Here is a 19,609-nt window from a genome sequence, read left to right as displayed (position 1 = left end):
CATAGCGTGGCGGCATGACAAAAACACTGCTCACTTTCGGCGACAGCAACACCTATGGGACACCACCGGCACAGGTCCACAGCGAATATCGGCGCTGGGGGCCAGAGACGCGTTGGCCAACTGTGATGCAGGCCGCACTTGGCGCGGATTGGGCTTTGGTTGAAGAGGGCTTGCCCGGACGTACGACCAATCGAGCGGACCCTGTGATGGGCGCGCATATGGACGGGCAGTTGGGGCTGCGGATCGCGTTGGAGAGCCACGGACCGATTGATCTATTGACGATCATGCTGGGTACAAATGATCTTCAGGCACATCACGGCGCGACGGTTAATCAGGTGGTCGGCGGCCTTGCAGGGTTGCTCGCCATTGCCCGATCAGAGCCTTACCAACTGCGCCACAAAGGGTTCGACATTCTGCTGATCGCACCGCCACTGGTTCTGGAAGAAGGAACCTACCGCGATACGCTGCTGGGCGCCCACGAAAAGTCACGCAATCTGCCTTTTGCGATTGCGCAATTGGCCGATCATTGGGGGATCGCGTTTCTGGATGCGGGTGCGCATGTCAAACCCAGCCCGATCGATGGGCTGCATCTAGCGGCAGAGGACCATGTGACGCTTGGCCAAGCCATCGCCGCGAAAATCGAGGCGATGTGATGCAGCCCAAACTTGGCGCCATTGCAGTGGTGCAGCACGAAGAACGGTTTCTATTGGTCAAGCGCAAGAAGGAACCCAACGCCAAGACCTGGGGCTTTCCCGGCGGGCATGTGGAATTGGGCGAGACCGCGCTTGAAGCTGCAGTGCGCGAACTGGCGGAAGAGACCGGCGTGGTTGGGCGTGCAGAGCGCTACCTCACCAATGTTGATGCGATTACACGCGATGACGATGGGGAGATCCTGTTTCACTACCTTCTGGCAGTGGTGATCTGCACTTATCAAAGCGGCGCGCCGGTTGCGGCAGATGATGTGAGTGATGCGGGCTGGTTTACGCCTGATCAAGCTGCCAAGCTAAAGCAGAGCCCAAACCTGCAACAGATCATCGCGCAGGTCGTCGGCACATGATGGACCCAAGACGTGGTCAGCCCCTGCACAAACGCCCGGAATGTGGACTGACAGTATGACTACCTAGGTCACAATCGGTAGGGAACGGTGATCGGACCGGAGCCAATGATCGGCCTTGGCAGCACGTCTTGCAGGTTTTCAGGTGGCAACCACTGTCAGGCGCCCCGCACCTCAGCAATAGAAGTCTCGCCCAATCGCTGGACCAAGTTCTCTTCAATCTCCTCAAGAACGCTGGACACGCGTTTATGCAAGGCATGTTCGACAGAACAGGCCGGCGCTTCGCTTTTTTCTTGCGTTGCAACCATCCGTTCGTCCAAGGCGAGGTAGACATCTGCCAGAGTAATGTCCTGTGGTTGGCGCGCTAAACGCCATCCACCGGCATGCCCTTTTTCGGATATCAGCAGGCCCGCCTTTCTGAGTTTGCCCAAGACACGACGCACGACGACAGGGTTGGTCCCTGCGTGGTCAGCGATGTCGGATGATGTGCGCAGCCGATCAGGGCCCCCGGCCATGTGGCTCAGGGTATGCAGGGCGAGGGACAGACGCGAGTTGCGCTTCATGTGCAGTTTTTCTCCATACGACTATCATCTGTAACTTTTGCGGTTGCATTAGTAAAGTAACTGCGTAAGTTACGTGATCTAACGGATCAGATCAGGAGAGAGCTATGTCAGATAACCGACTTCCCGTCACAGTGCTTTCCGGCTTTCTGGGCGCAGGCAAGACGACGCTCTTAAACCGGGTTTTGAATAACCGCGAAGGCCGCCGCGTCGCGGTCATTGTGAACGACATGTCTGAGGTGAACATCGACGCCGATCTGGTGCGGGCGGATACGGCACTCAGCCGCACGGACGAAACGCTGGTGGAAATGTCGAACGGCTGTATTTGCTGTACGCTGCGCGATGACCTTCTGGATGAGGTCCGCAGGCTTGCCGCCGAGGGTCGCTTTGACTACCTGCTGATCGAATCTACCGGGATTTCTGAACCGCTTCCGGTCGCCGCCACCTTTGATTTCCAAGATGAACTTGGTGACAGCCTTTCAGACGTTTCGCGGCTCGACACGATGGTCACCGTTGTTGATGCAGTGAACCTGTTGAATGACTATTCAAGCCATGATTTCCTGCGTGACCGTGGCGAAACACTCGGGGAAGCGGATGATCGGACACTGGTCAACCTGCTTGTGGAACAGATCGAATTTGCCGATGTAGTGATCCTGAACAAGGTGACGGATGCAGGTCCAGAGCGCACGGACGCCGCCCGCAAGATCATTCGCAGCTTGAACGCTGACGCAAAGATCATCCAGACAGATCATTCGGATGTTGCTGCCGCGGCAATCCTTGATACCGGCATGTTTGATTTTGAGAAAGCGCATGAGCACCCGATGTGGGCCAAGGAACTCTATGGTTTCGCCGATCACACCCCCGAAACAGAGGAATATGGCGTTGCATCTTTCGTATATCGTGCACGGCTTCCTTTCATTCCGGAAAAAATTCTCAGTGTTCTGAACGGTGATCTGCCCGGTGTGATCCGCGCCAAGGGCCATTTCTGGATTTCGACACGGCCCGGCTGGGTTGCCGAATTCTCGCTCGCCGGGGCCCTGTCCAGTGTCAAACCGCTGGGCACGTGGTGGGCCTCGGTGCCCAAGGACAATTGGCCTGACCACGAAAGTGCGCGCGCCTATATGCAAGAGCATTGGCAAGAACCCTGGGGCGACAGACGGCAAGAGATCGTCTTTATTGGTGCCGGAATCGACTGGCCAGCGCTGAAAGAACGCCTTGATGGCTGTCTTGTCCCTGCGCTGGTCGCCACCGGGATTGATAGCCTGCCAAACTATCCCGATCCGTTTCCTGTCTGGCGTCGCGCGGAGCAAGCGGCATAATGCTCGCGCGCACTATGGTCAGGGACGCAACCGCCGGTGTTGCGATCGCTGAGACGCCAGAAGACCTGACAGCGTTCCTGAAACCCGGCTGTGCCGCCGCGATCTGGCGCAGGCAACCGGCACCTGGATTCCAGAACTGGATCGACACCCTGGATCCCACAAGGCTGCCACAAGGACGCATCATCTTGCGCCCCCACGCGGTGACCATGGCAGTGACGGAGCTGTGCGACATCGCCAAGACCCCGGCAGGCCCCGAACGTGAACAGCTTGTCGGCGATATCGGGGCGCTCGCGGATATCTTTGCGGGGCTCATACAGGCGTCTTATCTGCGCCTCAGGCTACAGCCTGTTACGTCAAACACCTGTCGCAAATTTCATATCGACGCTATTACAGCACGGCTGGTTTGCACCTATCGTGGCCAAGGCACGCAATACGGGATTTCGTCCGCTGGGCAGGACCCTACCCGCATCTTTTCCGTAGCGACTGGCGCACCGATCCTGCTGCGCGGCACGCGATGGCCCGCAACACCCGCCACCGGTCTGCTACACCGGTCTCCGCCGATCGAAGGCACGGGCGAGACACGGCTTGTGCTGGTGTTGGACGCAGTTGACCGCATGGAGGATGCGATATGAGCCGCAACCTTGGTGCGACCTCTCTGCGCCGTAAACACCGTGCGGCTGATCCAATGCGCAGCTACGATGCCTTGCCTGCGCCGTTGCGCCGCTGGCTGGCTGAGGCGGCTTTGCCGTGGTCGCCAGCTTCGGCGCGTCGCGTTTGGAACCGGGCCTGCGCAAGGGGCCTTGACCCCGAAGCCGCGCTATCTGCTTTGTCAAAGGCCGAGGCGCGCACGCTTTCGCGTGACCGTTTCGCAATCACCAACCAACTTCCAACGAAGACCTGAAGGACCTGTTATGTCACGACTGACCCGCATTGCCGCTGCCGCGTTGATTGCACTTGGCACAACGCTGCCCGTTGCAGCACAGAACGAGACGTTCACCATTTCCGTTACCTTTGATCCCACGGCCGAGGTGCCAAACCCGCGCGTGGGGTACAATGGTTGGATGTCCAACCAGACCGGCGTGACCGAGACCCTGATGGGCATTGATTATGACCTCAACCTCTATCCCCGGCTAGCCGAAAGCATCGCACAGACCGCGCCGACCACGTGGCAAGTCACATTGCGTGAGGGTTTGACATTCCATGACGGCACGCCTGTGACGGCGCAGGCTGTGATCGACGCCATTGCACCGATCTTTGATGAAAACCATCCAGCCCATAACGCGCGCATTGCGGGTGTGCTCGACCTCGCGGATATGTCCACGGACGGCGACGGCGTTGTCGTATTCGAAACCAACAGCCCGAATGCAGCGTTCCAATGGGGACTGTCCGACCCCGGTGTGGCCATTCTTGGCGTCCCTTCGAACGCTTTCCCGATCAACGCAACCGGCCCCTATATCTTCCGCGAGGCTGTGCCGGAGCAACTCTACCGGGTTGAAGCGGACATAGATTACCGTCAAGGCGCACCAGGGTTCGCGGAAGTCCGCGTTGTTGCTTCTCCTGATCCGGCCTCTGCCGCGCTCGCGTTTGAGGCGGGCGATGTTGATATGGTCATCAACTATCCTGAAAGTGATTTCGCGCGTATTCAGGAAACTGGCGCACTCGGGTTCACGGCGCCGACGGCGCGGCTTTATTTCTACTCGATGAATACTGCATCGGGGCCGTTGGCAGAGCCGCTCATCCGACAGGCGGTTTCATTGGCGATTGACCGTGACGGCATTGTCGAGGCTGTGCTCTCTGGGGTTGGTGGTGTCCCCGCAGGTACGGTATATCCGGCAGGTAAAAGCTGGGCTGCCGACATCGCACCCACCTATGATCCCGTGCAAGCAGAGGCGTTGCTGGCTGAGGCGGGCGCGGTCAAGCAAGGGGGACGCTGGATGCTGGATGGCGCGCCGCTTGAAATTGAAATCTTGACCTATTCCTCGCGCGCGGCCCTGCCGCCAACGGCCGAGATCACGCAAGCGTTCCTGCAGCAGATCGGCATTACGTCCAGCGTCCGCGTGGGGGAATACGGGGCCAGCAATGAGGCGCTGATGGCAGGCGACGGGGATATGTTCCTGCAGGCCTGGGTGATGCTGCCGCAGGGCGACCCAGGTTCTGTTCTAGGGTTCCTTCTGGCCAGTGACGGTGGATCAAACGCGGGCCGCTATGCGAACCCCGACATGGATCAGCTTTTGGTACAAGGGCAGACAACTTTTGAGCCGGCAAAGCGCGCGGCGATCTATGATGAAATCCAACAGATCATTGCGACGGATGTACCGCTGATGCCGGTTTTCCATGTCAGCCAGCCTGTGGTGGCCCGTGCCGGTCTCATTGGTTATCAGGTGCATCCGACCGAAACCTATTGGATCACACACGAGACACGCTTCGCTGAATGACAATCACGGCATATAGCCTAAGCGTGCAGCGCGCGGGTCGCACCATCTTGCATCCCACGACTGTAGACATCAGGCCCGGCGAACGCGTCGGGCTTGTCGGCGCTTCGGGGTCCGGCAAATCGACCCTTGGGCATGCGTTGATTGATGCCTTGAGGGCTGCAGGCACGGGCGTTGCCCACGTCCCGCAAAGCCCTGATGAGGCGCTGGACCCACTGCGATCGATGGTATTCCACTGGCGTGAGACCGAGCAGGCTTTGGGCCTTGCCGCAGATGATGCCCGCAGGAAAGACCTGTTTGATGCGCTGCATATTGGCACCGGCGACTTACGTAACCGCCCGTGGGGGTGGTCACGCGGCATGCAGCAACGTTTTGTTATTGCAATGGCTTTGATTGGGTCGCCAGACTTGCTGGTCATGGACGAACCTACGTCTGCTCTAGACCCGGTTGTGGCCGCAGACACCATGGATTTGTTGGACACCTATCTGAAAACGCGCAAGACCGCTCTCTTGCTCATTACGCATGATCTTGGGCTTGCTGCCCGTCGGGTATCACGACTGCTTGTCATGGATGCTGGACGCATTGTCGAAGATGCCCGCACAGCACGCATTCTGTCCACGCCGGAAACGGCGGCGGCCAAGGCGCTTTGCGCCCATCGCAATTGGTTGGAGTTGCCATGCTGAGGGTCGAGAACATCTCGGTCAGGTGCGGTGTCGCGACCACCCTTCAGGATGTGTCGTTCTCGCTGGGGTCAGGCCGGGCATTGGCCGTCGTCGGAGAAAGCGGTGCGGGCAAATCGACGCTCATCGGTGCAATCCTTGGGCTGGTGCCCTGCGCGTCAGGTCAGATAAGCTGGCATGGCGCGCCGGTGTGTCAGTGCCACCCCGCACTGGTGATGCAAGAGCCGCGCGCGGCTTTTAACCCGCGTCTTTCCCTCAGACGTTCGGTGATGGAACCCGTTGTGGCGCAAAAGATGCAACCGGACCTCAATCGACTTGACCAGCTTTGCCAAGGTCTGGAGCTCGACACCGGCTTGCTGGATCGCCATCCATCCGAGGTATCCATTGGTCAGGCGCAACGCGTCGGCATCCTGCGTGCGCTGATCGCCGCACCGCCGCTGGTCTTGTTTGACGAACCGTTGTCGGCCTTGGACGCAGTCACGCAAAAGCATACCGCCCGCCTGATTGCCCAGATGCAAATGCAAGAAGGGTTTGCTGCACTGATCGTGACACATGATTTGGGTTATGCTGCCGCCTTTGCGGACGACATTGCCGTGCTGCGCGCAGGACAGGTCGCAGAATACGGTGCGGCGCATGCTTTTGTCGCAGCCCCGCAAACCGCTTATGGGCGCAAGCTACGCGATGCGGCATTCGCCCTAGGCGCGTTGGAGCATGTCGCGTGATGCGTATCTTTGCCGAGCTTGTGTTGCGCGCTGCCGTGGTCCTGACGGGTGTGGCGTTGGCAACCTTTGCACTTTTGTGGCACGCCCCCGGTGATCCCGCTCTTGCCATCGCCGAGGCACGGCACGGTACGGTGGTCTCGAAGGAGGTTCTGGATCTTATCCGCGCCGAAGCTGGCTTCGACACAGGGTTCTGGACTGCCTTTTGGGCATGGCTTTCACCGCTCCTGATCGGTGATTTTGGCCAGTCGTCCGTCACAGGTCGCCATGTCTGGCCCGATCTTGTCACTGCGATGTCATACACGTTTCCCCTTGCACTCATCAGCCTCGCAATCGGATTGGTCGTTTCCGTGCCACTCGCCCTGGTTGCGACGCGCAAGCCCGGCAGTTGGATGGATCGCGGGGCAGTGGCGCTGGCCTCCATCGGTGTTGCCATACCGGCCTTTTGGCTAGGCTTGCTTCTGATCCTGCTCTTTGCGGTGCACCTTGGCTGGCTGCCCGCGATGGGCGCCCAAACCAAGGCACATGCCGTTCTGCCAGCGCTCACGCTGGCACTGGGCATTGCGGCGTCGCTCACGCGCATTCTGCGCTCTGGTATCCTTGAGGCGCGTACGCAAACCTTCTTACCGGCCTTCTACAGGCGCGGTGTTGCCGCCGGTGATGTCGCGCGAGATCATATTGCCCCCCATGCTGCCATTCCTGTTGTCACAGTCCTTGGTCTGGAACTTGCCTTCTTGCTGGAAGGCTTGGTCGTCGTCGAAGTCATTTTTGCACGCCCCGGTCTGGGCAGTTTTCTTGTTAATGCGATCTACGCCCGCGATTTTCCCAAGGTACAGGCGGTCGTGATCATTGCCGCCGTGATCTTTGTAACTGTGAACCTGTTGATTGACGTGATCTATCGCAGCCTTGATCCAAGAATGGACCGGCGCGATGCGTAGCGTTGGTGTTCTGGTTGTGCTGTTTTTGCTGCTGATGCTGTTTGGCCCGATCATGGCGCCGCATGACCCGACAGCCATCAACATTCCAAACAGGCTGCGCCCACCTGGCGACGCATGGATGCTGGGGACAGACGCCCTTGGCCGCGATATCCTGTCAAGGTTGTTGCATGGCGCGCGTTGGTCGCTGGGGCTGGCCTTTGTCGTCTCGGTTCTGAGCCTGATCATCGGCACCTGCATCGGCTTGATCGCGGCACAAGGCGGCAGGCTGGCCGACTGGATTGCAATGCGCACCACCGATACATTTCTGGCCTTTCCCGAACTGATTGCCGCCGTCGTGATTGCGGGTGTTCTTGGCGCTGGCACAGGAACGCTCATCTTTGCGCTGACCGTGACCGGATGGATGCGCTATGCCCGTGTGGCGCGCGGCATTGGTTTGTCGGTCGGCACCAGAGGATACGTTGTGCAAGCCCGACTTGCGGGCCTGTCGCCGTTGGCGATTGCACGGTGGCACTATCTACCGTCGCTTTTGCCGTCGCTGACAGTGGTATGGACCGGGATGTTCGCACGCGCGATCCTTGGCATTTCCACACTTGGCTTTCTAGGCTTCGGTGTCCAACCGCCACTGCCGGAATGGGGCACAATGCTGCTGGACGCACGCATTCACATGCGCTCTACCCCGCTGCAAATGATCTGGCCGGGCCTTGCCGTTGTCGTGTCAGTGCTGGCCATCAATCTTGCGGGCGATGCCTTGCGCGACGCGCTTGCCGAACAGAAAGAGACCGCATGACACGCGTTGATCGTCCAACGCTTGGGACTGCCTTGCGCATTCTGTCTGGCGTCTTGTTCACCGGGATGATCGTCTGCGTCAAAGCCGTGAGCGAAGCCGCGCCCCTTGGACAGATTGTCTTTTTCCGGTCCGTCTTTGCGCTCATTCCGCTGTTGATTTTTCTGATGCTGCGGCGCGAATTTCCGACCGGTCTGCGCACGAAACGCCCGCTTGGGCATCTTGTACGCTCTGCCTTTGGTGCTGCTGCAATGTTTACATCATTCGCGACGGTGGCCTTGTTGCCGCTGGCAGAGGCGACGTTGCTCGCACAGCTTTCCCCTGTGCTGACGGCGATCATAGCGGTGCTGGTCTTGTCGGAACGTTTAACCAAATGGCGCGTCTTGGGACTTGCCCTTGGCCTTGCTGGCGTCATCGTGCTGGTATGGCCGGACCTTGGTGGTGGGGCCGTGGATCAAGCGCGTTTGATTGGCATTGGTCTTGGGCTTTTGACCGCGCTCCTCACGGCTTTCGCGCTGATCATGGTGCGCCGCCTGACACGCACCGAAAGTCCGGGTGCGATTGCCTTTTATTTCGTGGTCGCATCCATGGCTAGGGGGCTTTTGACGCTGCCTTGGGGCTGGGCGCTGCCTGATGCACGGACGCTGATGTTGCTTGTGCTCGCGGGGCTTTTTGGCGGTTTTGCTCATATTGCGATGACAGTGTCGTTCAGCTACGCCGAAGCCTCGCGTCTTGCGCCCTTCGAATATGTCGCCCTGCTTTGGCCCATCATCGCAGACCTGCTCATCTTCAGATTGCCGCTTTCGACCAGCTTTTTGTTCGCGCTCCCCCTTGTCTTGGCGGGTGCCGCCGTTGCAGCGTTAGAGAGCAAACAAAGGGCCCGAAATGCCGCCTGAGACCGCGCAACAGCTTTCGACCGTGTCCAGCCAATTCATTGCGGATTGGCTTACAGCGTTGCGGCCTTTGTGCAGTGACGACCATTATCGCTCTCTTTTGGCGCGGTCGGACTTGCAGGACCAACCCCGGTCCCATGGTCGGATCACCCTGAATCAAATTGTTCGCCTGTACCAAATGGCAGCGGTCGAAACCGGGGATGAAATGATGGGCCTGTGGTGCCGTCCTGTGCGCCCTCGTGCGCTGCAGCACCTGTTGACCTCAGTGCGTGAGGCGACTTCATTATCCTCGGCACTTTACCGGTTCTCCACCTTCTGGAACCTGTTGCTTGATGACTACCAGTTTGCGCTGACGCAAACCGACGGTGCCTTGGTATTGCAGCTTGTGCCGCATACCGATCAGGCCGCACAGCGGTTTGGCCACATGCTGATCCTCAAGCTGGCCCATGGTCTGATTTCATGGTTGGCGCGGTATGAGGTGCCCGTCAAAGCCGTAGACTTTGTTTTTGAGCGGCCCGCCTTTGAGGAAGACTATGCCGTGATCTTTCCTGTGCCTGTGCGCTTTGGCCAATCCGAAACCTCGATTACCTTCGACGCGAATGTGTTGGGGCCGGTTCAAGTTCGGAGTTCTGCCGATCTGGATCTCTTTTTGGAAACCGCACCGCGAGACTGGATCTTTACGCGGTCCAGTGAGCACACCCAGTCTTTGCGGGTCCGCAATTACATCAGCCAAACGGACTGGCGCATCGCAAACCTGACAGAGACCGCGCGCGCCATGCACATGACCCCGCGCACCCTGATCCGTAGGCTGGACGCGGATGGCACATCGTTTCAGGCGATCAAGGATGCCCTGCGCCGGGATATTGCGATCGGTCACTTACAAACAGGTCGGCAGAGCATTGAGGCCATCGCGCATGAGGTCGGTTTTTCCTCAGCGGCCAATTTTCACAAGGCCTTTCAAAGGTGGACAGGCAATAGGCCCAGTGCATATCGGCGCGGGCCCGCCGCTGATGGATGATCTGTCACTTTCGGACAGTAAACTGTCACATCATGAGATGGAACAGATAACGCCAATATACTAACCTACCCTCAACAATATAAATTCAATCTGGGCGCAAGTCAGCTTCTCTATTTTACCGGCCGTTTACTTGAAAACGGCAGGATACGACAATGCGCGCGCATCCGAAGGATCAATCATATGTCAGACAAGTTGAACATCATCCTCACCGCGGCTCAGGATCATGCAACACAGATCGTTGCCCCAAATGTCGATGCTTGGAATGCAGCAAAGGCATGGCCGCGTGATGCGTCTGACAAGGCAGGCGTTGCAGGCCTGACAGGTCTTTATGCCCCCGAAGAATGGGGTGGTCAGGGGTTTTCGCTGGCGGATGGCATTCAGGTGTATGAGCAATTGGGTTTTGCGGATGGCGCTTATGCCTTCGCGCTGTCCATGCACAACATCTGCACCTTTGCGGGGTGCGGATACGGCACCGAAGCCTTCAAAGAAACATGGGCGCGTGATCTAACGTCGGGCCGCAAGCTCGCGAACTTTGCACTGACAGAGCCGCAATCAGGCTCTGACCCGATCAAGATGTACACCCGCGCCACAATCAATGGTGATGGTACTTGGACCATCAGCGGATCAAAAGCGTGGGTAAGCCTTGCGACTGAAGCCGACGTTTATTTTACCGTTGTCAAAACCAGCGACGCGCCAGGCCACAAGGATATGGCGATGATCGCCATTCCCGCAGATGCGCCGGGGATCAGCTTTGGGCCGCTTTACGACACACCGTCATACAACTTTCTACCTATGTCCGAGATGTATCTGGATAAGGTGGTGGTGAGTGAGGACAACATCATCCTGCCTATTGGTCAGGGGCTTCAAGGGTCTTTGATGGCCATCGACATCGCGCGCGTTTCCATCGCGTCAGGCTGTTGCGGGTTGATGCAGGCAGCACTTGATACCGCATTGTCCTATTCCAAAAACCGCAAGATGTTTGGCGGCAAGAACCTTGATCTGGACGGCATCCAATGGATGCTGGGCGAGGTGGCCACCGATCTTGAGGCATCCAAACTGCTCTATCGCAAGGCAGCAGAGGCGCTTGGGACGCCAGAGGGTCCGTTGATGGCGGCACATGCAAAGCGCTTTGTCCCAGATGCGGCCGTGAAAGCCGCCAATACCTGCACGCAGGTGCTGGGCGGCATGGGGTTGTTGCAGCCTTATGGCCTTGACCGTTTGTCACGCCTTGCACAAATGCTGCGGATCGTCGACGGCACAACGGAAATCAGCCGCGTGGTCATTGGGCGTGCCTTACAAAAACGTGCAGCGGGTTTGCCTGACCTGCCTGTCCCCAAAGGATTTGGCGAAGCCGATCAAGACACCGCTGCTGTAGCGGCTGAGTAAGTCAGTTGCTTGGCTGGTTACGCGCGTCACCCAAGCGACACTGAGGGGCTGTTTCGTCCACTCAGACATCCTGATGCCCGCAGGCCGGCATATATTGCGCGGCAATGGCCTTCTTGCGCACTTGAAGTCCGCGCGCGCGTGTAACAGGTTGAGGCGAACAGTGCGCTTTGATCCGGACACCCTTCGTCGATGAACTTAAAATATTCTTTTGCTGGTCTTGCCCTTATCGGCACCGTTGGCATGGCTGCGCTGCTCATTTTGCCTATGCAGAATGCGGTGTCAGAGACCGAAAAATTTAACGCACCCGGCCTTGACCCCATGACCATCGAAGAAGCCCGCACCGAATTCTGGCGTTTGACCCCTGCGCTGCTTTTGGTTGTGTACGAGGCATTCGGGGAAACCGAAGAAGACCGAATTTACGACACTCTGGCCAGCGTCACCTATGGGGACGCATTGGAATACCTCTATCTGGAACGGGTTGGCGCGATGGCTGGTGGCGGGCTTGAGGAGGCGGACCAGACCATCCACGAAATCAAGCTGTTGAATACCCGTGTATCGCGCGACGGTGGAACGCTTGCGATCGACGCATCATGGCAGGTTATCGGCACGGTCGGACATGCCGAACACCTTCACGTACGCGGCAACACATACAGCGCTGATCTTTCGGTTTCGCCGGTTGAGGGGGCTTGGCGCATCACCGACTTTGAACTGCTGGACGTTAACCGGGATACAGCGGGCGAAACCTTTCTTGCACCGCAGACAAACTGATGATCACAGTCGAAAACCTCACCTTTCGGTATAGCGCGACAAGCTTTCAGTTGCGTGTGCCTGAATTCACCCTGCAAGACGACGAACGTGTCGCCATTGTCGGCCCCAGCGGGAGCGGCAAGACCACGTTACTGAACCTGATCGCCGGCATTCTGACACCGGAGGCCGGGCGCATAGATGTCGCTGGCACCGATGTTGCTGCCCTGTCAGATGCGGCGCGCCGCCGTTTCCGCGCCAGTACCATTGGCTTTGTCTTTCAGGATTTCGCACTGCTCGACTATCTGTCGGCGCGGCAGAACATTCTCTATCCCTACCGGATCACACCCGCATTGGTTTTGGATGCAGAGGCCAGGGAACGGGCCGAAGCACTGGCCCGGTCATGCGGGATTGGCGACAAACTGGACCGGCATCCTGCGGCGCTAAGCCAAGGGGAACAGCAGCGTGTTGCAATCTGCCGGGCGCTTGTGACGCAACCAAAGTTGATCCTGTCGGACGAGGCCACAGGCAACCTCGATCCAGACAGTAAATCACGCATACTCGATTTGCTGTTTGAACAGGCGACAGAAGCTGGCGCCGCCGTTCTGGCGGTGACACATGACCATGAATTGCTACCACGGTTTGGACGCGTGCTGGATTTTGCACAGTTCCGCGAAGAGGCCGACGCATGAACGCTCTCTACCTCGCCTTCGCCTATCTGCGCTATCACTGGGCGCGTAGCCTTGTTCTGACATTGGTGGCAGCTCTGATCCTGTTTGTCCCGGTCGCAACACAGATATTGCTATCAACCAGCGAACGCGCGCTTGTGGCCCGTGGTGATGCGACACCGCTCTTGCTGGGCAGCCGTGGGTCGCAGCTGGATCTGACCATGGCCGCCCTTTATTTTTCCGATGAACGGCCCGATCCGGTGCCAATGCACGAGGTCGAAACGATCTGGGACAGCGGCTTGGGCATACCAATCCCGGTTCATACGGCCTTTTCATCCAGCGGGTTTCGGATCGTTGGCACCACATTGGACTATTTCGATTTCCGTGACCTGACCGCTTCCGAAGGGCGCGGCCTGTCAATGCTTGGCGATGCGGTCATTGGCGCTGACGTCGCTGAAACACTCGGCAAGGGCGTTGGTGACACATTGGTCTCATCGCCTGAAAACCTATTCGACCTTGATGGTGTCTATCCTTTGGAAATGCCCATCGTCGGCATCCTTGCGCCAAGCAATTCGCCCGATGACCAGGCGATCTTTGTTGATATCAAAACGGCCTGGGTCATTCAGGGGATCGGTCACGGGCACGAGGATGTTGTGACAGCCGCAGAGGTCGCCGCAGGCAGTGAAGCCGTCGCCAATGCGGCTGTTGTACAATACCAGCGGATCACAGACGAGAATATCGAGAGCTTTCATTTTCACGGAAACCAAGATGACTTTCCCGCCTCTGCGGTGATCGTGGTGCCGAATGACACGCGGTCTGGCACCATCCTCAAGGGACGGTATCTTGACAGCGAAAACCCGACCCAACTCATCGAACCGGCTGGTGTGATCCAAGGGCTGGTTGACCGCATCTTTCGGATCAGGTCGCTCTTGGATGTTGTTACGACAATCATCGCTGTTGCAGCGCTGGCGGCGATCGGGTTGGCGATCTTTCTCAGCTACCGGTTGCGGGCGCGTGAAATTGCCACGGCGGTCAAGTTGGGCGCGCGGCGCGGTATGGTCCTGCGCCTGTTGTCGGCCGAGACAATTACATTACTATCTTTGTCAGGAATCATCGCGGGGCTTGGTGCCGCCATCGTCTCGCGCAATGCCGATGCTTGGGTAAGCTGGCTGCTTGCCCTTGGTTCATAATCAACAGGAGGTCTTATGAAACGTCATTTTGTTACTGCATCTCTGGCCGGTCTTATTGCTGCAACACCAGCACTGGCACATTACGGGATGATTATTCCAAACGATCCGATGATCAGCCAGGAAGACGGACGCAGCGTCGCGCTGACCATGTCGTTCTCGCACCCGTTTGAAATGGACGGGATGATGCTGGACACGCCCGTCGCTTTCTCTGTCACGCATGAAGGCACTACGACAGATCTTTTGGGTGATCTGCAAGACGCCACCGTAATGGATGATCAGGGCTATACCCTTGATTACCCTTTGGACCGCCCCGGCACCTATATCTTCGCGATGGAGCCGCAACCCTATTGGGAACCGGCAGAGGACGCCTTTATCATCCACTACACCAAAACCTATGTGACCGCTTATGGTGACGATGAAGGTTGGGACACCGAACTGGGTCTGAAGACCGAGATTGTCCCGCTGTCCAAGCCCTTTGGCCTGTGGGAGCACAATGTGTTCCAAGGTATTGTGAAGATGGACGGTGAGCCGGTGCCCTATGCCGAGGTTGAGGTTGAGTTCTTTAATGATGGCGCGGGAGCGACGGCGCCAGATGATCTGATGATCACTCAGACCGTGAAGGCAGATGCCGATGGTGTCTTTACCTACGCACCGCCCTCGGACGGTTGGTGGGGCTTTGCTGCACTGAACACTGCTGATTACACCCTGCCGCAAGATGGCGCAGACAAGGCCGTTGAGTTGGGTGCCGTCATCTGGGTTCACTTCGAAGAGTGGACCGGACAGTGATCCGGAAAATCGCCTTGGCTGGCCTTATTGCTGTCGCCCCAATAGGGGCGTCGGCACACCAGTTGATCGTCTTCGCATCGGTCGATTGCGAGGCAGTGACAGTCGAGGCGAAGTTTTCCAATGGCAATGCCGTCCAGCAGGCGGATGTGCGGGTGCTGGATGGCCAGAATAACGTGTTGACGACCCTACCGATCAATACAGACGGCACCGTAACCGTACCACTTGACAGCGTAGACCATTCCGAAGGGCTGGTGATCGAGGTCGATACCGGCAGCCACGACAATTATTGGATCGTGACACCCGATGATATCACGCGGAGTTGTCAGAGTTGACTATACTGCGCACCTTTCGAACACTGTTTGCCGCTGGGTTAATCCTGTTTGTGGCCGGTGTCGCTATGGCGCAGGACCGCCCCCGCGTCGTTGCTGTGAACTATCCGCTACAATACTTTGCCGAACGTCTGCTGGGTGACGCGGCAGAGGTCGTATTCCCGGTGCCAGCGGACGTCGACCCCTCGTTCTGGCGCCCATCCATCTCTGATGTCAGCATGATACAGTCAGCTGACCTGATCTTGTTGAACGGTGCCGGTTTTGCCGCTTGGGTTGATCGTGTGTCCTTGCCGCGGTCCAAACTGGTCAACACGTCCGATGCGATCGAAGAACAGTTCATTGTCACTGAAAGTATGACACACAGCCATGGCGATGGTGGTGAACATTCTCATGAAGCGCTTGCCTCATACACTTGGCTGGACCCGACCTTGGCAACCTCTCAGGCAGATGCAATCGCGGCGGCAATAGTCTCGCGTGGTCTTGCGTCACAAGATCAGGTCGATGCCCGGTTAGAGATACTGCGGGAGGATTTTCAGGCTTTGGACACACAGGCAGCGACCGCATTAGGCGCGCTGGAAGGCACTGACATCATCGCGACGCATCCACGGTATCAATATCTGGCCAGACGCTATGACCTAACGATCGCATCACTTGAGTGGGAAGCTGGCGCCATGCCAACAGACGCCGAGATTGCTGATCTTCAAGCACTTGTAGACGAAACAGGCGCCCGCATTCTGCTATGGGAAGCCGATCCGCCTGATGCAGCATTCGAGATCACCGCCGCTCTTGGCCTGAAAAACGTGGTATTTGCACCGCTTGCGCATGGGGTTGAAGGGCACAGCTATTTTGAATCCTTCACGGATGCGCTTTCTGAGATGGCGGAGGCGGGTGTCCCGTAGCCAAGGCAACTCTTTTTGCCATCTGGCTCTTCCGCCAAAAAGATTTGTCAAAGTATGCACGACGCGTAAAGACCCACTTTCCGCCTGCCTGACCTGCTGCGTCGACGTTTCGACGGACGACGGCTCATTCTATCACAGCTACCATCGGCCCCAGTTGAAAGCCAAAATCGCTCCGCCCTTGATCATGGGCATGCAAGCGCGAGACTTTGCCGTCAAAATAAAGTGCGCTGGGCAGATCAAGATAATCCCGGAAAAAACTACCGAATTCATGAAAGGTCACGCCGCCGTTGGAAATCACGAAAACCGCCGTAGTGCCATCGGCACTGGTCCCCACCCCGTTGCGGATAAACCGCGAGGTGCTGTCGATCAGGAAACGGGGGTGTAACGCCCCATCAATCACCAGCATCGGGCCTGATTGTGTCGCATCGCGGCAGGCAGGCGCGCGCGCCACATAGTCCAATGTCTCATATACCTGCGCTGATCCATCATTGATGCAGAACACCCCGTTTGGCAGCAGCCCGAAATTCCCCGGCCCGGCATTGGTGATCACGCGCATCACCTCGGTCCCGTCTTCAATGTAATGCCCCACGGGCGAACGATCGTCGTGATACATCCCCGCATTCATCGCAAAGGCCAGCCGGTTCACCCCCGGCTGGCTTGCCAGCCTTGTAAAGCCGCCGATTACCGCGCCGTCGGCATCTTGGTAAAACAGGCGCAGGTTCTCAGACGTCGCATCAACTGTGCAGGCGGTATAGCTGCGACCCAGATAATCCACATCCTCGCAGGTCACCGCCGCTGCAGGCACAGCCCAAAACAGCAGCGCGACCAGACGCCAGCGCATCAGTCGTCCAGATCCTGACGCACATGATCCTCCGCCAAAAGCGCGCGTGTCGCGTCGATCTGATCAAACGTCCCGTCAATTTCGAACCGCAGTTCAGGCGCGAACTTCATCGTCCCACCTTTCACCACCAGATGCCGGATTTCGTGCTTATTGCGGCGCAGCGCCTCTAACGCCTCTTCCTTGCCCTGCCCACCCAGTGGCAGCACAAAGGCTGTCGCGATGCGCAAATCAGACGTCATACGCACTTCGCCCACAGTGATGGACATGCGTGCCAGTTCATCATCATGCACGTCGCCACGTTGCAGGACTTCGGACAGGGTCCGGCGGATCACCTCGCCCACGCGCAGCATGCGCTGGGTGGGGGCCTTGCCGTCTCGGTTTGATTGCTTTGCCATATGGGTCATTTAAGCGCTATGGCGCGCGATGCCAAGCAAGGCTTTGCGTCAGCGGCGATCCGGCGCTAAACGGGGGGCAAGACAAAGGGAAATGACATGACAGAGACACCAGGCATCGTGATCACCGGCGGTTCGGGGCGGATGGGGCAGATGCTGATCAAATCAGTATTGGCGTCCGATAAATGCCGTCTGGTCGGCGTGTTGGAACGGTCTGGCCATGACTGGATTGGCCAAGATGTGGGCAACATGATGGGAGGCCAGCCCGCTGGTGTAGATGTGACGGGCGACGCGGTTGAGGTATTCGCCAGGGCACAGGCGGTCATCGACTTTACCTCACCTGCCGCAACGGTCGGATTTGCAGGCCTTGCCGCGCAAGCGCGCGCTGTGCATGTGATCGGCACGACCGGACTGTCTGACGCTGATCTGAAAGCGATTAACGCCGCATCACGCCATGCCGTGATCGTGCGGGCAGGCAATATGTCATTAGGTGTGAACCTGCTGGTGCAACTGACCAAGAAGGTGGCCGCCGCCCTTGACGATGATTTTGATATCGAAGTGATCGAAGCGCATCATAATCAAAAGGTCGATGCCCCCTCAGGCACAGCTTTGATGCTGGGCGAGGCTGCGGCCGAAGGGCGCGGTGTTGCTCTGGCGGACGTTAGCGACAGCGGGCGTAACGGGATCACAGGCGCGCGCAAACGGGGTGATATCGGTTTCAGCGCCATTCGTGGTGGCGATATCGTGGGCGAACATGACGTGCTATTCGCTGCAGCGGGCGAGCGGATCGTGCTCCGCCATCTTGCGACGGACCGGGCGATCTTTGCCCGTGGTGCGCTGAAAGCCGCCCTTTGGGGGCAGGACAAAAGCCCCGGTGAATACGACATGATGGATGTTTTGGGCCTTTGATCCCAGACAACACAAGGACAAAGAATATGACCAACAAACGCATCGTCCTGTCCAGCGACCACGCCGCGATTGAGCTGCGTCAGCAGATTGTCGATCACGTCACGGCGAAAGGGTGGGAGGCCGTCGATATCGGCCCCAAGGCCGGTGAAAGCGCAGATTACCCGATACAGGGTGATGCAGCCGCACGGCGCGTTGCTTCGGGCGATTGCACTTTCGGGATCATCCTTTGCGGCACCGGTCAGGGGATCATGATGGCAGCCAACAAGGTCAAGGGTATCCGCTGTGGTGTCTGCTCTGATGTGTTTTCGGCGCAGATGATCCGCGAACATAACGACGCCAACATGCTGGCGATGGGCGCACGCGTCATCGACAGTGCCAAGGCGATTGAGCTTGTGGATGCCTTTCTTGACACCGCGTTTGGCGGCGGACGGCATGCACCGCGGGTCGAGATGATCAAGGCACTGGAAGGCTAGGGGCAGGCCCCTAGCAAAAAAGCGCCAATGGGTCTGGGCCATATGCGTCCTAAGTGAACCAAAGCCTGTATCACCGCGTAAGAAGGGTATCCTGCTGAAAACGGAGGCCCAGATGAAACACGTGATCCTGTCTTTGATCTTTGCGACTGCTGCCGCACCAGCAGCGGCTGAAAGCTATGTTCCCGTGAAAGATCAGGCGACGTTTCTGTCGCTGATTGAAGGGAAAGAACTGCGCAATTTCCTTTATGGTGTCCGGCTTGAGGTCTTTGCTGATGGCGGCATTGACGGCTCTGCCGTCGGGTGGGACATCGACGGCAACTGGAGCTGGCAGGATGGGTACTTCTGCCGCGAACTGAGCTGGGGTGGTGATCCAATCCCCTATAATTGCCAACTTGTCGAAGCACGTGGCGACGACAGGTTACGCTTCACGGTTGATCAGGGGGCGGGCGACTCAGCTTCGTTCCGGTTGCAGTAAACACTGTCGACGATAGACATATTCTCGGTTTTGGCCTGGACCTGAAGCGCAACAAAGCGTCATTTCGCCGATCATAATACGTAATTTCTAGTGTGTTTGGCCTAGGTTTTGGACAAGCAA

General features: G+C 58.0%; 25 protein-coding genes. 22 read left to right on the top strand and 3 right to left on the bottom strand.

The window, feature by feature from the left end; translation table 11 throughout:
• The first annotated feature begins 14 nt into the window (after positions 1–14).
• Complete coding sequence (locus BC777_RS18365) at positions 15–653, top strand: GDSL-type esterase/lipase family protein (protein WP_100369664.1); 639 nt, start codon at positions 15–17, stop codon at positions 651–653.
• On the top strand, positions 653–1,057 hold the full coding sequence (locus BC777_RS18360; protein ID WP_100369663.1) for an NUDIX hydrolase: 405 nt from the start codon (positions 653–655) through the stop codon (positions 1,055–1,057). Before BC777_RS18365 ends, BC777_RS18360 begins: the two co-directional genes overlap by 1 nt.
• A 155-nt stretch (positions 1,058–1,212) precedes the next feature.
• On the opposite strand, the gene BC777_RS18355 is transcribed toward BC777_RS18360, so the two are convergent.
• Positions 1,213–1,617: an RrF2 family transcriptional regulator gene (locus tag BC777_RS18355; protein ID WP_100369662.1), complete on the bottom strand. Its 405-nt coding sequence runs from the start codon at positions 1,615–1,617 to the stop codon at positions 1,213–1,215.
• A gap of 104 nt (positions 1,618–1,721) precedes the next feature.
• On the opposite strand from BC777_RS18355, the gene BC777_RS18350 reads away from it, so the two are divergent.
• The 17 genes from BC777_RS18350 (at position 1,722) to BC777_RS18270 (ending at position 16,399) form a co-directional block, all read left to right on the top strand.
• On the top strand, positions 1,722–2,933 hold the full coding sequence (locus BC777_RS18350; RefSeq protein WP_100369661.1) for a GTP-binding protein: 1,212 nt from the start codon (positions 1,722–1,724) through the stop codon (positions 2,931–2,933).
• Positions 2,930–3,565, top strand: a complete 636-nt coding sequence (locus BC777_RS18345) for a DUF1826 domain-containing protein (RefSeq protein ID WP_100369660.1) — start codon at positions 2,930–2,932, stop codon at positions 3,563–3,565. Before BC777_RS18350 ends, BC777_RS18345 begins: the two co-directional genes overlap by 4 nt.
• A complete protein-coding gene (locus tag BC777_RS18340; RefSeq protein ID WP_100369659.1) occupies positions 3,562–3,834 on the top strand; it encodes a DUF6525 family protein in 273 nt (90 codons plus the stop codon). Before BC777_RS18345 ends, BC777_RS18340 begins: the two co-directional genes overlap by 4 nt.
• A 10-nt stretch (positions 3,835–3,844) precedes the next feature.
• Positions 3,845–5,368, top strand: a complete 1,524-nt coding sequence (locus BC777_RS18335) for an ABC transporter substrate-binding protein (RefSeq protein ID WP_100369658.1) — start codon at positions 3,845–3,847, stop codon at positions 5,366–5,368.
• Positions 5,365–6,048 (top strand): ATP-binding cassette domain-containing protein, encoded by a 684-nt coding sequence (locus BC777_RS18330; RefSeq protein WP_100369657.1) that lies wholly within the window; start codon positions 5,365–5,367, stop codon positions 6,046–6,048. The genes BC777_RS18335 and BC777_RS18330 overlap by 4 nt, the downstream gene beginning before the upstream one ends.
• Positions 6,042–6,767 carry an ABC transporter ATP-binding protein gene (locus tag BC777_RS18325; RefSeq protein ID WP_100369656.1) on the top strand — a complete coding sequence of 242 codons (726 nt, stop codon included), beginning with the start codon at positions 6,042–6,044 and terminating at the stop codon, positions 6,765–6,767. The genes BC777_RS18330 and BC777_RS18325 overlap by 7 nt, the downstream gene beginning before the upstream one ends.
• Positions 6,767–7,702 (top strand): ABC transporter permease, encoded by a 936-nt coding sequence (locus BC777_RS18320; protein WP_245834485.1) that lies wholly within the window; start codon positions 6,767–6,769, stop codon positions 7,700–7,702. The genes BC777_RS18325 and BC777_RS18320 overlap by 1 nt, the downstream gene beginning before the upstream one ends.
• Positions 7,695–8,489, top strand: a complete 795-nt coding sequence (locus tag BC777_RS18315) for an ABC transporter permease (RefSeq protein WP_100369654.1) — start codon at positions 7,695–7,697, stop codon at positions 8,487–8,489. The genes BC777_RS18320 and BC777_RS18315 overlap by 8 nt, the downstream gene beginning before the upstream one ends.
• On the top strand, positions 8,486–9,382 hold the full coding sequence (locus BC777_RS18310; protein WP_100369653.1) for a DMT family transporter: 897 nt from the start codon (positions 8,486–8,488) through the stop codon (positions 9,380–9,382). Before BC777_RS18315 ends, BC777_RS18310 begins: the two co-directional genes overlap by 4 nt.
• The gene (locus tag BC777_RS18305) at positions 9,372–10,397 is read left to right on the top strand and encodes an AraC family transcriptional regulator (RefSeq protein WP_100369652.1); all 1,026 of its coding nucleotides are present in this window, start codon (positions 9,372–9,374) and stop codon (positions 10,395–10,397) included. The genes BC777_RS18310 and BC777_RS18305 overlap by 11 nt, the downstream gene beginning before the upstream one ends.
• A 180-nt stretch (positions 10,398–10,577) precedes the next feature.
• Positions 10,578–11,783 carry an acyl-CoA dehydrogenase family protein gene (locus tag BC777_RS18300; protein WP_100369651.1) on the top strand — a complete coding sequence of 402 codons (1,206 nt, stop codon included), beginning with the start codon at positions 10,578–10,580 and terminating at the stop codon, positions 11,781–11,783.
• A 240-nt stretch (positions 11,784–12,023) separates the two neighbouring features.
• On the top strand, positions 12,024–12,551 hold the full coding sequence (locus tag BC777_RS18295; RefSeq protein WP_133122594.1) for a hypothetical protein: 528 nt from the start codon (positions 12,024–12,026) through the stop codon (positions 12,549–12,551).
• The gene (locus BC777_RS18290; RefSeq protein WP_100369649.1) at positions 12,551–13,219 is read left to right on the top strand and encodes an ABC transporter ATP-binding protein; all 669 of its coding nucleotides are present in this window, start codon (positions 12,551–12,553) and stop codon (positions 13,217–13,219) included. Before BC777_RS18295 ends, BC777_RS18290 begins: the two co-directional genes overlap by 1 nt.
• A complete protein-coding gene (locus BC777_RS18285; protein ID WP_100369648.1) occupies positions 13,216–14,385 on the top strand; it encodes an ABC transporter permease in 1,170 nt (389 codons plus the stop codon). The genes BC777_RS18290 and BC777_RS18285 overlap by 4 nt, the downstream gene beginning before the upstream one ends.
• Before the next feature lie 15 nt (positions 14,386–14,400).
• Entirely contained in the window at positions 14,401–15,171 is a 771-nt protein-coding gene (locus tag BC777_RS18280; protein WP_100369647.1) for a DUF4198 domain-containing protein, read from the top strand.
• Positions 15,168–15,503 carry a hypothetical protein gene (locus BC777_RS18275; RefSeq protein WP_100369646.1) on the top strand — a complete coding sequence of 112 codons (336 nt, stop codon included), beginning with the start codon at positions 15,168–15,170 and terminating at the stop codon, positions 15,501–15,503. The genes BC777_RS18280 and BC777_RS18275 overlap by 4 nt, the downstream gene beginning before the upstream one ends.
• A complete protein-coding gene (locus BC777_RS18270; RefSeq protein WP_133122593.1) occupies positions 15,500–16,399 on the top strand; it encodes a metal ABC transporter substrate-binding protein in 900 nt (299 codons plus the stop codon). Before BC777_RS18275 ends, BC777_RS18270 begins: the two co-directional genes overlap by 4 nt.
• Before the next feature lie 124 nt (positions 16,400–16,523).
• Here BC777_RS18270 and BC777_RS18265 read toward each other — a convergent pair whose 3' ends face one another.
• Both BC777_RS18265 and rbfA read right to left on the bottom strand, forming a co-directional pair.
• The gene (locus tag BC777_RS18265; RefSeq protein WP_100369644.1) at positions 16,524–17,240 is read right to left on the bottom strand and encodes a phosphodiester glycosidase family protein; all 717 of its coding nucleotides are present in this window, start codon (positions 17,238–17,240) and stop codon (positions 16,524–16,526) included.
• Positions 17,240–17,635 (bottom strand): 30S ribosome-binding factor RbfA, encoded by a 396-nt coding sequence (gene rbfA / locus BC777_RS18260; RefSeq protein ID WP_100369643.1) that lies wholly within the window; start codon positions 17,633–17,635, stop codon positions 17,240–17,242. The genes BC777_RS18265 and rbfA overlap by 1 nt, the downstream gene beginning before the upstream one ends.
• A 96-nt stretch (positions 17,636–17,731) precedes the next feature.
• Between rbfA and dapB the strand changes: the two genes are divergently transcribed.
• From dapB to BC777_RS18245, 3 genes are all read left to right on the top strand, one after another.
• The gene (gene dapB, locus BC777_RS18255) at positions 17,732–18,541 is read left to right on the top strand and encodes a 4-hydroxy-tetrahydrodipicolinate reductase (protein WP_100369642.1); all 810 of its coding nucleotides are present in this window, start codon (positions 17,732–17,734) and stop codon (positions 18,539–18,541) included.
• Between the two features lie 26 nt (positions 18,542–18,567).
• A complete protein-coding gene (gene rpiB / locus BC777_RS18250) occupies positions 18,568–19,014 on the top strand; it encodes a ribose 5-phosphate isomerase B (protein ID WP_100369641.1) in 447 nt (148 codons plus the stop codon).
• A gap of 112 nt (positions 19,015–19,126) precedes the next feature.
• On the top strand, positions 19,127–19,489 hold the full coding sequence (locus BC777_RS18245; protein ID WP_100369640.1) for a dihydrodipicolinate reductase: 363 nt from the start codon (positions 19,127–19,129) through the stop codon (positions 19,487–19,489).
• The last annotated feature ends 120 nt before the right edge of the window (positions 19,490–19,609 follow it).

The organism is Yoonia maricola, assembly GCF_002797915.1.
Lineage (GTDB): Bacteria > Pseudomonadota > Alphaproteobacteria > Rhodobacterales > Rhodobacteraceae > Yoonia > Yoonia maricola.
The sequence above is the reverse complement of the archived record's forward strand: the minus strand, read 5'-3'. Positions and strand labels throughout refer to the sequence as shown.